The 14156-nt window shown below is 48.2% G+C and carries 14 protein-coding genes; 9 read left to right on the plus strand and 5 right to left on the minus strand.

Annotated features, from left to right (window positions below; all coding sequences use genetic code 11):
- Positions 1–14 precede the first annotated feature (14 nt).
- A complete protein-coding gene (locus tag EZMO1_RS04000; RefSeq protein WP_034872289.1) occupies positions 15–635 on the plus strand; it encodes a BamJ family beta-barrel-assembly machinery protein in 621 nt (206 codons plus the stop codon).
- Positions 636–872: 237 nt separating this feature from the next.
- Here EZMO1_RS04000 and EZMO1_RS04005 read toward each other — a convergent pair whose 3' ends face one another.
- Together EZMO1_RS04005 and gpmM are read right to left on the minus strand one after the other, a co-directional pair.
- A complete protein-coding gene (locus tag EZMO1_RS04005) occupies positions 873–1433 on the minus strand; it encodes a YfaZ family outer membrane protein (RefSeq protein WP_034872290.1) in 561 nt (186 codons plus the stop codon).
- 165 nt (positions 1434–1598) lie between these two features.
- Positions 1599–3128, minus strand: a complete 1530-nt coding sequence (gpmM, locus tag EZMO1_RS04010) for a 2,3-bisphosphoglycerate-independent phosphoglycerate mutase (protein WP_034872291.1) — start codon at positions 3126–3128, stop codon at positions 1599–1601.
- Positions 3129–3478: 350 nt separating this feature from the next.
- Between gpmM and EZMO1_RS04015 the strand changes: the two genes are divergently transcribed.
- From EZMO1_RS04015 to EZMO1_RS04040, 6 genes are all read left to right on the plus strand, one after another.
- Positions 3479–3895: a rhodanese-like domain-containing protein gene (locus EZMO1_RS04015; RefSeq protein ID WP_034872292.1), complete on the plus strand. Its 417-nt coding sequence runs from the start codon at positions 3479–3481 to the stop codon at positions 3893–3895.
- Positions 3896–3919: 24 nt separating this feature from the next.
- Positions 3920–4171 carry a glutaredoxin 3 gene (grxC, locus tag EZMO1_RS04020; protein WP_034872293.1) on the plus strand — a complete coding sequence of 84 codons (252 nt, stop codon included), beginning with the start codon at positions 3920–3922 and terminating at the stop codon, positions 4169–4171.
- Positions 4172–4411: 240 nt separating this feature from the next.
- Complete coding sequence (gene secB / locus EZMO1_RS04025) at positions 4412–4888, plus strand: protein-export chaperone SecB (RefSeq protein WP_034872294.1); 477 nt, start codon at positions 4412–4414, stop codon at positions 4886–4888.
- A 125-nt stretch (positions 4889–5013) separates the two neighbouring features.
- Positions 5014–5478: a tRNA (cytidine(34)-2'-O)-methyltransferase gene (locus EZMO1_RS04030; RefSeq protein ID WP_034872295.1), complete on the plus strand. Its 465-nt coding sequence runs from the start codon at positions 5014–5016 to the stop codon at positions 5476–5478.
- Between the two features lie 91 nt (positions 5479–5569).
- Positions 5570–7432, plus strand: a complete 1863-nt coding sequence (gene malZ, locus EZMO1_RS04035) for a maltodextrin glucosidase (protein ID WP_034872296.1) — start codon at positions 5570–5572, stop codon at positions 7430–7432.
- Positions 7433–7572: 140 nt separating this feature from the next.
- Complete coding sequence (locus EZMO1_RS04040) at positions 7573–8859, plus strand: amino acid permease (protein ID WP_034872297.1); 1287 nt, start codon at positions 7573–7575, stop codon at positions 8857–8859.
- Positions 8860–8925: 66 nt separating this feature from the next.
- Here EZMO1_RS04040 and EZMO1_RS04045 read toward each other — a convergent pair whose 3' ends face one another.
- From EZMO1_RS04045 to EZMO1_RS04055, 3 genes are all read right to left on the minus strand, one after another.
- The gene (locus EZMO1_RS04045; RefSeq protein ID WP_034872298.1) at positions 8926–9309 is read right to left on the minus strand and encodes a TrmO family methyltransferase domain-containing protein; all 384 of its coding nucleotides are present in this window, start codon (positions 9307–9309) and stop codon (positions 8926–8928) included.
- 580 nt (positions 9310–9889) lie between these two features.
- On the minus strand, positions 9890–11440 hold the full coding sequence (locus tag EZMO1_RS25290; protein ID WP_082211531.1) for a transposase: 1551 nt from the start codon (positions 11438–11440) through the stop codon (positions 9890–9892).
- A 120-nt stretch (positions 11441–11560) separates the two neighbouring features.
- Positions 11561–13321, minus strand: a complete 1761-nt coding sequence (locus EZMO1_RS04055; protein ID WP_034872299.1) for an SgrR family transcriptional regulator — start codon at positions 13319–13321, stop codon at positions 11561–11563.
- A gap of 178 nt (positions 13322–13499) precedes the next feature.
- Between EZMO1_RS04055 and EZMO1_RS04060 the strand changes: the two genes are divergently transcribed.
- Positions 13500–13703 (plus strand): hypothetical protein, encoded by a 204-nt coding sequence (locus EZMO1_RS04060; protein WP_034872301.1) that lies wholly within the window; start codon positions 13500–13502, stop codon positions 13701–13703.
- A 14-nt stretch (positions 13704–13717) separates the two neighbouring features.
- Entirely contained in the window at positions 13718–14107 is a 390-nt protein-coding gene (locus tag EZMO1_RS04065) for a VOC family protein (RefSeq protein ID WP_034872303.1), read from the plus strand.
- Positions 14108–14156 lie beyond the last annotated feature (49 nt).

Consider the following 14156-nt stretch of genomic DNA (forward strand, 5'->3'; position numbering starts at 1 on the left):
GAAGTGGAAATTTAATGTCTGAATACACAAGCATTGAAGAGCGCGTAAGCTACGGTATCGGCCGCCAGATGGGCGAACAGCTGTCCAGCAACCCGATTGAAGGCCTGTCCATTGACGCCGTTCTGGCGGGTCTGGCTGATTCTCTGAATGGTGCGGCGAGCGCCGTTGACCCCTCTGCCCTGCAGGAAGCGTTCAACGAAATGCACAAGCGCATTCAGGCTAAAGAAGCCGAGCGTGCAAAAGAGCTGTCTGCGGAAGGTGAGAAATTCCTGGCTGAAAATAGCAAGCGTGATGAAGTGGCTGTGACCGATTCCGGTCTGCAGTACGAGGTATTGGTTGCTGGTGATGCTAACGCTGAGAAGCCTGGCCCGACCTCTACCGTTAAAACCCACTACCACGGCATGCTGCTGGACGGCACTGTGTTCGACAGCTCTGTTGATCGTGGCGAGCCTATCGAGTTCCCGGTGAACGGTGTGATTGCTGGCTGGACTGAAGCTCTGCAGCTGATGACCGTTGGCTCCAAGTGGAAGCTGTTTATTCCTTACAACCTGGCCTACGGTGCTCAGGGTGCGGGCGGTGCTATTGGCCCATACGCGACTCTGGTCTTTGAAGTGGAGCTGCTGGCTGTTTCCTGATTGGAAGACTGCTGCCTATAAAAAAGCCATTGTGTTTTGCGACACAATGGCTTTTTTGCATGCGCTAAATAAGTACTTCGCCTTATGGAAACGAATATTTCTGGCCAATGGGACGGCTACTATGCAAGGCGCAACGTAGGGAGCATAGCTGGCTATGTGACCGGAGTTGCAACGCGGCAGAGTGGCTGAACCATTGAGTCAGAAATATACGTTTTCATAGGGTGGAGTACTTAATAGTCAGAACTTAAAGCTGAGTCCGAGATAAGCGCCATCATGCAGAGTACGGCTACCCCGATTGGACATCTTTGTCTCGATGTTACGATAACCCAGTGAAAGCTCGGCGCTTGGCATAGGAGCCACCACAAAGCGAGTATCAAACTGCTTCATATTTTTTGTTCTGTTAAAGCTCAGAATGCTCGGCGCATAGTAGTATTCTGCTTCAATGCGCATGGCTTGTGAGAAACTAATACCCACTGATCCGCCTGGCGCAAAGCCCCAGCCAATGTGTGAATCACCACGATGATCAACGGCAAAGGCTTTCATACCTACAGAGTAACGAAAACCACCGGACTGGTTGACCGCCTTAAAGCCACCGTCAATCATGCCACCTTTATTCTCGTGATAAAGACCGGAAAAGCTGGTGGCAGAGGTGCTGCTGAGTGCCTGATCGACGCCAAAACTGACACTGTGCTCACTCAGGCCAATGTTAAAACCGGTTGCCATGGCGGTACTGCTTATCATCAGGCCACACAGAGCCATAGCTGCTTTGCTGGCAGCTGGATGTTTTACTGCTTTCATTGTTTTCCTTGGTGTTGTGCTAACTAATGGCGGCAGTATAAAAAGGTGACGGATAGTTTTTTATTCGGTAAATCCGTAGTCAGGAATGGCTTTACACGTTCTATAGGTAGGGGGGTTGAAAAACAAAGGAGCCGAATAGCTCCTTTGTTGGCAGTGGCTTTTAGATTAAACCAGCAGCGACTTGCCGGTCATCTCTTCCGGCTGAGGAATATCCATCAGAGCCAGCAGGGTAGGCGCCAGATCTGACAGAATGCCATCGTTCAGCTTGATATCTTTAGAACCGAAGTAGATCAGAGGCACTTCTTCACAGGTGTGAGCAGTGTGAATACCGCCGGTCACCGGATCAACCATCTGTTCAGCGTTGCCGTGGTCAGCAGTGATCAGACACTGGCCGTCTACTTCTTTCAGTGCTTCGATAACTTTGCCAACAGACTCGTCAACCGCTTCAACCGCTTTTACAGCCGCTTCATAAACACCGGTGTGACCCACCATGTCGCAGTTAGCAAAGTTGCAGACGATCAGGTCGTGCTTGCCGCTCTTGATTTCAGCAACCAGCTTTTCGGTTACTTCCGGAGCAGACATTTCTGGCTGCAGGTCGTAGGTGGCCACTTTTGGAGAATCAACCAGCACACGGGTTTCGCCTTCGTAAGGGTTTTCACGACCGCCGGAGAAGAAGAAGGTAACGTGCGCGTACTTCTCGGTTTCTGCGATGCGCAGCTGGGTTTTGCCCAGCTTTTCCATGTACTCGCCCAGAGTGTTAGGCAGAGAAGATGGCGGGAATGCACAAACTGTGTTGATGTCGGCAGCGTACTGGGTCAGCATCACAAAGCCAGCCATTTTTGGCGCTTTCTCGCGCTTGAAGCCTTCGAAATCGGTATCAACGAATGCACGGGTGATTTCACGGGCGCGGTCAGCACGAAAGTTCATGAACATCAGAGCGTCGCCGTCGTTTACTGTGGCTGCGCTGTCTCCGATGACTGTTGCTTTTACAAACTCGTCGTTTTCATCACGCTCGTAAGCGGCTTTCAGACCTTCAACGGCATCTTTGGCTGTGAACCCGGCTTTGCCCAGGGTCATCAGGTCGTAAGCTTCCTGAACTCGTTCCCAGCGGTTATCCCGGTCCATGGCGAAGTAGCGACCGATCAGGGAAGCAACGCGACCAATACCTTTCTCTTTCAGCAGAGCATCGGTTTTAGCCAGAGAGTTTTCAGCGCTGCGCGGTGGGGTGTCACGGCCGTCCAGGAACGCGTGCACATACACTTCTTTGGCACCACGCTTTTCTGCCAGCTCGATCATGGCATTAATGTGGTCTTCATGGCTATGTACGCCACCCGGAGACATCAGACCCATGATGTGAACGGCCTTGCCTGCCGCAACCGCTTTATCGATGGTGCTGACAAAAGCGTCGTTTTCAAAGAAATCACCGTCCATGATGGACTTGGTGATGCGGGTAAAGTCCTGATAAACCACACGACCGGCACCCAGGTTCATGTGACCTACTTCCGAGTTACCCATCTGACCTTCTGGCAGACCCACGTCCATACCGGAACCGGACACCAGACTGTTCGGGAACTCAGCAATCAGCTTATCCATAACAGGTGTTTTGGCGGCATGAATGGCGTTGAATTCGTTGGCTTCACGGTGGCCGTAGCCATCGAGAATAATCAGGGCAGTGGTTTTGCGCTTGTCAGTCATCGGTCTGAACCTTGGCAGATGAAATAATGCGATGCATTCTACCTGCTTTTAAGGTGGATTCCAGTGTGTAGTGCTTATTCCTATGATAGCTGTTACTTACACTGTAGTGGCAGAAAAAATGCGGACGTCAGGGTTTGGTGAAGTCTGTTTCAGTATTGTTTTTTACTGTTTTTCTTTTCTCTGAAGGTGACAAAATCTAACACAAATAAACCGTGGGTCAGGCAGGGTTGTAAACCCGCTTTCACAGAGAACCGGTGAAATCTCTGACACATACTTTCTGTATGTATCCACAAAAATGCCCCGGAGCGGTATACTTGCGCCTTTTCCGTTTTAGAAAGACTGGTTAATTCATGGCTCAGCTACTCGAATTTATAGGCAACCACCCACTGCTGGTGGGCTCACTGGTGGCGCTGATTACGGCTCTGGTGTTCACCGAAATGCGTAAGGGTGGACACAACATCAGCTCCCAGCAACTGACTCAGCTGGTGAACCAGCAGGAAGCGATTATTGTGGACGTTCGTGAAAAGGCCGACTACAACAAAGGGCACATTGTTGATTCCATCAGCATGCCATTCGCCAAAGTTAAAGAGCGTGTGGCAGAACTGAACAAGCATAAAGACAAGCCGATTGTCATTATTGATGCTCAGGGTCAGCACGCTGGCATGGTTGGCAAGCAGTTCAAGGAAGCCGGTTTGCAGAATGTTCTGCGTCTGCGCGGCGGTTTGAGCACGTGGACTGCCGATGGCTTGCCACTGGTCAAAAAATAATAGCGTTATTTGAGGTATAAAGGCATGAAGCCTGTCACCATTTATATTTCAGCAACCTGCCCGTTTTGCCACAGAGCAATGAGCCTGCTGGACAGTAAAGGGGTTAACTACCAGACTGTCAGCGTTGATGGCCGCCCTGACGTTCGTCAGGAAATGACTCAGAAAGCCGGACGACACACGGTTCCCCAGATCTGGATCGGAGACACCCATGTGGGTGGTTGTGACGATCTGTTTGCACTGGAGTCTGCTGATAAATTAGATGATTTGCTTGCCTGAGGCTTGAATTTTTTTTTGCCGTCCCCATTGATGGTGGGTAAGCGATTTTTAATGATTGTCTGTCAGCACTTATACCCATTGGATTTGGAGATGTGGGTAGGCGGCAAACGAGCGAAGCCCCGTGAGCCTACGAATAGTAGGTGATCGGGGTGAGTGAGAGCAGCCTACACCCCCACATCTTAAAAGGCGATGGGTATAGAGAGACTGACAGGCATTCCAACTTATAGTAAGGAATTGATAATGGCTGAGAATCAGCAAGAGCAGCAGCCTCAGTTTGCACTGCAGCGTATCTACGTGAAGGATCTGTCCTTCGAATCCCCTAAGTCTCCTGAAATGTTTCAGGCGCAGTGGCAGCCAGAAGTTAAGCTGGATCTGAACACCAGCAACCGTCAGCTGCAGGAAGACATGTTCGAAGTGGTTCTGTCCCTGACCATCACTGTAGAGAACGGCCCTGAAGGCAGCCGTGAAACTGCATTCCTGGCTGAAGTTCAGCAGGCAGGTGTCTTCCTGGTGAAAGGTCTGGCCGCTGACGAACTGCACCGTACTCTGGGTGCGTTCTGCCCGAACATCCTGTTCCCATACGCTCGTGAAGCAATCGACAACATGGTTCTGCGTGGCAGCTTCCCTCCGCTGATGCTGGCTCCGGTCAACTTCGACGCTCTGTACCTGCAGGCGCGTGAGCAGGCTGAACAGCAGGGTACCGCTGCGGTTAACTGATTCTGTTCAGGACAGCAGACTGTTAACCGGTCTGTTGTACCCATGCTGAATACAAAAAACGGCTGACTTTAAAGTTAGCCGTTTTTTGGTTTTGGCCTTTCTCTTTTCAGTGACACACAACTTTCATGTTTCATATAGCACTCTTTGAACCGCGAATCGCCCAGAACACCGGGAATATTATCCGGCTGGTTTCAAACAATGGTTGCCAGCTGCACCTTATTGAACCACTGGGGTTTGATCTGGAAGAGAAAAAGCTCAGGCGAGCCGGGCTGGATTATCGTGATATGGAACGTATTACCATCCACCCGGACTTTGATGCTTTTGCCAAAGCAATGGGCGATCGTCGTATTCTTGCCATCACTACTAAAGGCAAGCAGCATTATCATGAGGTTGAATACCAGCCTGGTGACGTTTTGTTGTTCGGTGCCGAAACCCATGGTTTGACCGATGAAGTCAGGGCTAAATTGCAGCCGGAAAACATGCTTCGCATTCCCATGTGTCCCGACAACCGTAGTTTGAACCTTTCCAATTCAGTCGCGATTGTCAGTTATGAAGCCTGGCGGCAGCAGGGTTTTCATGGTGGATTGTAGATGTCTTGCTGAGTGGTAACGTTTTTATACGTCGATCAGCAGGCAGTTATGGTATAGATGAAAATATCACCACCTGATCGAGATCAGTCTAATGAACCAGCCATTTTTATTTCACGGGCAGGATGCATTCTGGGTTGAGCAAATACCCGATGCACTCAGGGTGACAGTGGCGATTAAGGCAGAACTGGCTGTAGAGCATCTGTATATTCGCTGTGAACCCGATAATGAGGAAGAACTGATTGCCATGAAGCCGGGTGATCGCAAAAACCGGCTACGCTACTGGCATGGCGAACTGCCACTGAACCATGATAAAGACTTAACTGCTTATTGCTTTAAACTGTTAACGAGAAATCAGCAATGGTGGCTGAGTGGGTCAGGCGTTACTGAACGAGTACCTGGCAGAGAGTTTCATTTTAAGTTCAATCGTTGCCATCAACCGCCTGACTGGTTCAGCCAACAGGTGTTCTACCAGATTTTTCCAGACCGCTTTAATAATGGTGATCCATCCATCAGCGTCAGAGCCGGAGAATACTGTCTGAAAGGTTCAGAGCGTCCTACTGTGGTGAAAGACTGGGGTGAGCCGGTTGCCGGACATGGTTCTTCAGGTGCCAGTGAATTCTACGGTGGTGACTTACGGGGCATTGAAAACAAGCTTGATTATCTGGAGCAGCTGGGGGTAACTGCTTTATACCTTAACCCGATCTTCAAGGCACCCAGTAACCATAAATACGACACCACCGATTATCTGACCATTGACCCTCATTTAGGCACTAACGAACAATTTGCAGTCATGGTCAATAAACTGCATCAGCGAGGCATGAGAATTATTCTGGATGCGGTCTTTAACCATACGTCTGTTGATCACTCATGGTTTGATAAGTATCAGCGCAATGATTCCATGCAGAGGAAAGGTGCATTCGGTCATCCCGACTCTCCTTACCGGCATTACTATCAGTTTGATGGAGATTCCGATACTTACATCAGTTGGAAGGGTATCGACTCACTGCCCAAGCTGAACTTTTCTAACCCTGAAGTACAGAACTTCATTTATGCCGGTGACGAGGCAGTCATCAAACACTGGCTGAAACCGCCTTACACTATTGATGGCTGGCGTTTTGATGTAATTCATATGCTCGGTGAAGGTGTCGGAGCTAAGAATAATGCCCATTATGTGCAGGCTTTCCGGCAAGCGGCGAAGTCTGTCAATCCGAACAGTTTTGTTCTGGGGGAACATTTCTTCGAGGCCAGCTCATGGCTGCAGGGGGAACAGGAAGACGGTGCCATGAATTACTATGGTTTTGGCCACCCTGTCCGGGCTTTTCTGGCGGGTCAGGATATCAGTTACCATCCTTGCCAGATCGACGCTGCCACTTTTGCGCAATGGCTGGATGAAGCCCGCAGCAAAATACCCTGGCTTAACCAGCTGTCTCAACTGAATCAGCTCGACAGTCACGATACCGCTCGTTTCCTGACTCTCCTGAACAATGATCAGGCTTTGATGCAGCAGGCTCTGATCATGTTGTTTGCCTATGTGGGTACTCCCTGCCTTTATTACGGAACCGAAGTGGCTCTGGAGGGAGGTCAGGACCCGGACTGCCGCCGTTGTTTCCCATGGGAACGGGTGGAAGCCAATCACCCTATGCTGGGTTTTGTGCAGCAGCTGATAGCAGTGCGAAAAGAAGAAGCAGCCTTGCAGACGGGCAGTTTCCAGTGGCTACATGCTCTGGGGCGTCAACTGGCTTTTGCGCGCAGCTTTGGTGATGATCGTGTGATCTGTGTCCTGAATGCTGATAAGCAGCCTGTTTCACTGGATTTGCCGGTGTGGCAGCTTGGGATTGAAGCCGGTCAGGCAGATGATCTTCTGGCAGGTGATAACCTGATCGTCAGGAGTGGAATGCTGACCATTAACTTGCTGGCAAAAGAGGGTAAATTGCTGAAACTGGCTGCGAAATAGGCCTTCTTATTGGATGTCTGGAAGGATTTGGAGACAAAACGTGGTCAAGGTAGTGACTTTGACCATTTATGGAATGATCATTCACTCATCGGGTCTGTCCTATACTGTTCCGGTATTTATCGATAGATGCCGGGAGGCCCATGTCTGATCAAAGTCTTGAATCGCCTGTTGGCGAACCGGGTATTCATTCCCAGTGGACGGCAAAAGATACCGGCTGGATGTTCAGTCATATCGGTACAGGCATTGGTGCCGGATTACTGTATCTGCCTATTAATGCCGGCATTGGAGGCTTCTGGCCTCTGGTATTGATGGCGCTGGTGAGCGGGCCAATGGTGTATCTGACCCATCGAACCCTTACCCGCTTCTGTCTGGCCTCCAGACAACCTGACAATGATTTTTCCACCCACGTTGAAGACACGTTCGGATCAGCCGTTGCCAAATGGCTGATGCTGGTGTGTTTTCTGTCCATGTTTCCGGTTTTGTTGCTGTACACCATCGGGATCAGCAATGTCACCATCAGCTTTATGGTGAATCAGCTGAACTGGGCGGTGCCTTCGCGTTCACTGGTGGTGTTTGGTCTGGTCATGGCGATGGTTGGCGTTTTTTGCGGTACGGAACAGAGGTTGTTAAGGCTGTTTCGGCGCATGGTGTTTCCACTCACTATTGTATTGCTGGGGATCGCTGTTTATCTCATACCGCAATGGCGTATGGATTATCTGATGCAGCCCATTTCACTGCATAAAGGTGCAGAGACCTTCCTGTTGGCACTGCCGGTTTTGGTGTTCTCCTTTTATCACGCGCCGGTGTGTTCCACCTTTGCCCGGTCTTACCGGCAGGAAAATCCCGATATTCATGCCTGTATTCGCAAGACCGACAGCATTCATATGCGCAGTGCCCTGATTCTGCTGGGCATAACCCTATTCTTTGTCTTTTCCTGTGTGATGGCATTAACCCCCGAGCAGTTGGCACAGGCGAAGGCTGATAATCTACCAACGTTGTCGGTACTGGCGAATCAGCCCGGTAACCGGTTCTTTTCTACCATCACGCCTATTATTGCCTTTGTTGCCATTATGACTTCTTTCTTTGGCTTCTTCCTGGGGGTGATCGAGCTGATGAATGGCCTGTTAAGTCAGGGTGTTCGTTCATTCTGTCCCGGTAAAGTGGTGTCGGCAGGGCATGTGCACAGAGCCAGCCTGTTTATCATTGCGTTAAGCTGCTGGATTGCCGGAGTGGGTAACTGGAGTGTGCTTGGCATTATGGAGGCTGTGGTTGCCCCGATGATGGCAATCATTATTTTCTTTCTGCCTATTGCCGGTTTGTATCGTTCGAAAAAGCTTCAGCAATATCGCAAAGCTTTGTGGGATGTCTTTGTTCTGGGCGTTGGAACACTGGTGATTATTAGTTTTGTTTTGTCGCAGCTGTTGTAAATAGAAATGAAAAAACGACTTGAGCCTTTTGACTCAATTCGTTTTTAAGGTTTTGAATCAGGCCAGTTAACTGATAGAAGGCTTGATATCAATAATGCTGGTGCCGTTCAGGCAATCAAGCTCTCTGACTACTATCTTTCCCTCTTCAATATCAACAATGGTCAGCTTTGCCAGAGCAATCGGGTTTGGCCGGTTCGGTGAGCGCAAAGAGAATGCTCCCATTAATGCTTTGTCTTCATTGCGAAAATGTGATTTTTGCAACAAGGTTTCTTTGTCGGTTTCATGGAACCAGTACAGTATGTCGATGGATTTTCCGGCTTTCAGGCCTGTAATGCCTGCCTTGTATTTTTCCTCAATACACAGTGGTCCCGATAGATTGTCCACATTATTCGGGCACTCAGCCAGAGTGTTGTAAGGTGCGGTAATGGTTCCAATACTAACGATGTTCATGGGTTTACCTGTGTTTAAAATGAATAAAAAATGATGGCTCTTTATGGGTTCCGTAGGGGTGGTAAAAAACTATTAGAAAGTTCGCTAGGAGGCTGCCCGAGAATAGCGCCCGTAGCGAGGATCGTAGAAAATTGAGGATAAAAATTCGGTTTTGAGAGGAGAATAGCGAGCTATTTGACGAACAAAATCGGATTTTTAGACCAATTTACTACGACCGCACGACGGCATGGATGCCGGAGCTAGGGCAACGCAGGAGCAGTTGCCGGTAGGTCAGACTATTCTCGGACAGGCTCCTAGTAGCTGCTGAATTCTCTGGTCTACAGAGCGTTCTTTTTCAGTAAAAATGCAGCCTTCGGTACTACGAGCCTTTTTGTGCGAACACGTTGAGCGAATAAGGGAAAGGGCAGTCGGGTTGAGAGATGCTTGATTCATCAACAGAAAATATCAGTTAAACGACATCTGACAAGCCTGCCCGGTAAGCATAAGTGATCTTTTTAACCTAAATTCAGCAGTTGAGCGATTACCCACCGCGCTCTAAGAGAGCAATGCCAGCTACTATCCTGCTAAACCTTGCTTTCGCTTAACTTGAGTTAATAAGCTGGACAGGCGTAATAATTTCACCTTTTGTTAAAAATTTCGACACAGCCCTCGTTAATATTCGGCACCAGATATCAATTGGAGTCAACTGCGCTGCAGTCTTCTTAATGGCATCAAAAAATACACAGAGATCTTCCTGCATTGTTTGGATCTTTTTTATCAAATTATGCTGACTGGTAATCGTTATTTTTTTCTTACGCCCACTCTCTGTTAACTTGCCAATAGCACTCATCAATAATGGCCTGCTGGTTATTGCTTCTTTATGCGAATCAGGATTGCTCAGTCTTACAAACAAAGTCCACCAGTTATATGCCAGTGCAACCATCCTTGATAGAATACGACATCGCTTTATATCCTTGGTTGTGTAACCTCCCCATCCCCAGTGATTTTTGATTTCATCAAAATTATTTTCACAGTCAGCTCTGTCTCTGTAATGATCTATGATGGATACAACGTCATTATCAAGACTGGTCACTAATACTGAGTACTCAAAGAGTTTGATGTTTTCAGGGTCTGAGATAAAAGCGATTTCTTTTTGCTTCTTATTATTCTCTTTCTCCAGCAACAGAGAATCACCTGATAATCTTCTTCGAACAATAATGATTCGTCTTGATTTCTCCCAACCACCTAGTTTTAATTCTGACTCCTTGCCTTCCCAATATCTGTTGTAGCGAACCCATCCCCCGCTACAGTGCGCATGGTATATGGACTTTTTGACGTTGGCTGTCTTCTTTACTTTGAATAGATAACCACAATTTGCTTGTTCGAGTTCTGACATCACTCTGTCACTGCCCCAGTCACAATCACCTCGAACAAATTCAGGCCAACACTCTTTTGGTAGACGGTTTAATAGATTTATTAAACCGGGCAATGAATGCTTACTGTTTCCTTTATCACCGGGCTGAACTTCAACATCAAGAACCAGCTTTAAATTAGCCATCATGTAAGAATGATAAGTATGTGAAGGACGCCCTTTCTTATGAGGGTTATAACCTGTTTCTGCTCCTTCCTGACTTCCGTAAATGGTTTTTATCGTAACGTCGACATCTAATATCCATGGTAACTTTAATAAGGGTTCATAGCATTCCTGCAAATGATGCTGCATCCATTCAACACCTTCTTTCTCATCTATTTTGAGTAAACCCCGACGAGCAGAATCATCACTGACTACCTTTGTCATACCCAGTAATTTGGGATTCACTCCATCCCCGGTTAACGTTCCAATATGAGCATAACGTTTGTGACCTGAGAGTATTGAGAGAAAAAGGGAACCTATTACATTAACTTTTTCAGGTGCGTTATTGCTTTTGTAAGTTAAAGGGCAATCTTCAACCCATGGTTCAAATCTACAACCTGTTTTTAAAAACTGAATAAAAAAGGGTAACTGCCCCATTGGTGTGACTGATGCGCCAGGTTCCCACTCAACATGGATTTTTCCCTCAAACGTGTCCACTTCAAGAGAGGTCGTTGAGCACTTTTTGCTGAGTTCTTTAAGTTCACCTTTTGGGTGAACAGATTTTGGTGGAAAAATCATCTGTATCCCTCTTCGCAGATGGGGTTACAGTTTAGTCGGGATTCTCAAGTGATGAATTTAGGTTTAAGATAGCTCCTGCTGTGTATGTGTCTAATCGGATACCAGATAAACGACACTGAACTATTCAGGCATCCATACTTCCCTTATGTCGGGCCAGCCCCATTCGGTCATGGTCACATCTTGCAAAATATCGTGAAAATATAAGCTCTGCCACTGGTGATAAAAAGGCATCAGCCAGCACTCTGAAATCATGGTTGTCGCCAAATGCTCCAGCTCTTTCAGATAATGACTTAACGGTGTCGTTTGCCGCATCGCCTGCAACTGATGTTTCAGCCAATTTTGATTTCCGGTACTGATAGCACTATTGAGCAGTGGATCGGACAGGAACCAGCGATAGGCTGATGAGGGGCGGTTGTCATCGAGGTTGTGGCTGACGATAAAAAGGTTTTCGTCCAGTTGGGTCACTTTGTCCTGACACTGCAGTGTTGCCAGTGGATAAATTGATATGGAGCACTGAACGCCGGATTGTTCCAGTAGCTGTTTGACCGATAGAGCGGTCTTTCTTACATCATACTGATCGTGAATGGCAATGTTCAGGTGATCCGGAAGTCTGGCTTTTTCTGAAGCGGGCTTTTTGACCGGGCTCCAGAAAGGGAGCAGATTGAAAGCGGGTTCTATGCCGGTGCTGGTTTCGGGAGTCGCCAGTTGCAGCAGTTGTTGAGGGTGTAACAGCGTACTGAGCCAGCGTCGTTGAGTCAGAGTTAATGGCTCAGGCGTGTTCTGATTAAATAGCAGGTAGATACAACCATATTCCAGCTGTTTTTGCTTGCTACTGCTCCGCGCTGGTTCTGCCTGCTGTCTTTCCAGAGAGTACTGACAACGGGTATAACCGGCATCGGTTTCAGTGTTTTTCTGGTCAGACAATCCGGTTAGTTCCATTAGTTCACGACCCTCATGGGGGACGTTCCAGATGGTGACTTCATCGGGGAGTGCGCGGCAATGATAGTAGTCCGTGAATGCGCTCAGTTGCAGGTGCTGGTTGTGCTCCATAACCTGAAATGCGCCGCTGCCAGTCACTTTGCGCATTAATGACTGCTGCACCTGTTCCGGCGGTTGAATAGCATATCGTGTATCCGCCAGCAGACCATGAAAACCCAGGTCGGGTGTCGTCAAAGTAAATTCAAGGCAGAGAGGTTGTCTGGCTTCTATAGTACCCAGATGCGCCAGCTCGGTTTGATAACGCGGTAGGGCTTTAAGGTGCTCGAACAGCTTGACCAGACAGAGCGCATCAATCTTGTCACCATTATGAAAACTGAGGTTCGGTCTGAGATAAAATGTCCAGATGTCTGCCGATTCATTGTGGTGCCAGTGGTGTGCCAGTCCGGGTGACACAACACCGGCTTCGGAACAGTACACTAAATTGGAATACACCTGTCTTAGAAAAAAACGTTCGCTGTTCCGCTGTGGTAAATGCGGTAAAAGAGGGCCAAAAGTTCTCGGATAGGTGAGCTGCAAATGCAACTGTCCGGACCGGTTGCTGGCACCGGACGTTTCCCTGAGTAAATGACCAAAGCCCTGGTGATCATTATCCAGAAACTCCAGTGCCTGATCATAGTTGCCCTGTTCAATCAATCTGCGGGCGACTTGCTGCTGCAGTTCGTCAACCTGATACTTCAGATAAAGACGTGAACGCTGGTTACGGCCGACACTGGGCTGCCATTCCAGCCAGTCGAATGCCTGCATTTCTTTCAACAGGTTTCTTGCATGACGTTTACTGGTGACCAATGTGTTGGCGACGTCATCCAGACTGATTCGGCAATCCTGACCGGCCCCCAGTTTGGCCAGTCTACGGTAGTATCGAAAGCGCTTAATTTCTACCAAAACAGGAACTCCTTCATCCTTATTTTTCCCTGTTTTAGCCTTTTCTCTGGTTAAACAGGGTTTGCAGACGGGATTTTAGCGAAAACGGGGAAAACTAAAATGCCTGTTAAACTGTTTTTTACTTCCCTGAATGTTCTGATAATAGCGGCATCTTAACGCGGTAGTGAGGAACTGAGTGATGTTGAAAGCCGTCAACCTGATCAGACAGTGTTCCCGTGACCTTCATGGTCAGCCACTGGTGCATTTCTATCAGCAGATTATGTTGAATACCCAATCCACTGTGCTTCAGAACCTGCTTATACAGATGTTTGAAGCGAACCAGTGGGAACTGCCAGAGCGGTTTCAGACGAAAAAAGTCTGGACTGATTCTGATGATATTTAAAGATAACGGTCACTATGAAGATTGAACATATTGCCATTTGGTCGAAAGATATAGAGCGTCTTAAAGCCTTTTATGAACGGTATTTCTCTGCCCGTTCCAATGACAAGTACATGAATGAGAAGAAAGGCTTCTCGTCCTATTTTCTGAGTTTTGACAGCGGCGCACGCCTTGAAATCATGGCAATGCCCACGGTACCCGGTTCAAAAGACGATCCATACCAGCAGTTTACCGGATTGATCCATCTGGCTATGTCTGTGGGTTCTGAAGCGGAAGTGGACCGGCTAACGGCCAAACTTTCGGAGGATGGTTACGAGGTGCTGGACGGGCCCAGACGAACGGGTGATGGTTATTACGAGAGTGTCGTGTTTGATCCGGATCGTAATAGGATCGAAATAACCGTCTAGCATCTGATTGCCCCTGTGTCGTGTGCTCTACTTAAGAATAAAGACCGGA

It is taken from the genome of Endozoicomonas montiporae CL-33 (assembly GCF_001583435.1).
GTDB lineage: Bacteria > Pseudomonadota > Gammaproteobacteria > Pseudomonadales > Endozoicomonadaceae > Endozoicomonas_A > Endozoicomonas_A montiporae.

Coding starts and splice junctions, on each gene's coding strand:
- EZMO1_RS04000 (WP_034872289.1), top strand. CDS start 15: ATGTCTGAATACACAAGCATTGAAGAGCGCGTAAGCTACGGTATCGGC.
- EZMO1_RS04005 (WP_034872290.1), bottom strand. CDS start 1,433: ATGAAAGCAGTAAAACATCCAGCTGCCAGCAAAGCAGCTATGGCTCTG.
- gpmM (WP_034872291.1), bottom strand. CDS start 3,128: ATGACTGACAAGCGCAAAACCACTGCCCTGATTATTCTCGATGGCTAC.
- EZMO1_RS04015 (WP_034872292.1), top strand. CDS start 3,479: ATGGCTCAGCTACTCGAATTTATAGGCAACCACCCACTGCTGGTGGGC.
- grxC (WP_034872293.1), top strand. CDS start 3,920: ATGAAGCCTGTCACCATTTATATTTCAGCAACCTGCCCGTTTTGCCAC.
- secB (WP_034872294.1), top strand. CDS start 4,412: ATGGCTGAGAATCAGCAAGAGCAGCAGCCTCAGTTTGCACTGCAGCGT.
- EZMO1_RS04030 (WP_034872295.1), top strand. CDS start 5,014: ATGTTTCATATAGCACTCTTTGAACCGCGAATCGCCCAGAACACCGGG.
- malZ (WP_034872296.1), top strand. CDS start 5,570: ATGAACCAGCCATTTTTATTTCACGGGCAGGATGCATTCTGGGTTGAG.
- EZMO1_RS04040 (WP_034872297.1), top strand. CDS start 7,573: ATGTCTGATCAAAGTCTTGAATCGCCTGTTGGCGAACCGGGTATTCAT.
- EZMO1_RS04045 (WP_034872298.1), bottom strand. CDS start 9,309: ATGAACATCGTTAGTATTGGAACCATTACCGCACCTTACAACACTCTG.
- EZMO1_RS25290 (WP_082211531.1), bottom strand. CDS start 11,440: ATGATTTTTCCACCAAAATCTGTTCACCCAAAAGGTGAACTTAAAGAA.
- EZMO1_RS04060 (WP_034872301.1), top strand. CDS start 13,500: ATGTTGAAAGCCGTCAACCTGATCAGACAGTGTTCCCGTGACCTTCAT.
- EZMO1_RS04065 (WP_034872303.1), top strand. CDS start 13,718: ATGAAGATTGAACATATTGCCATTTGGTCGAAAGATATAGAGCGTCTT.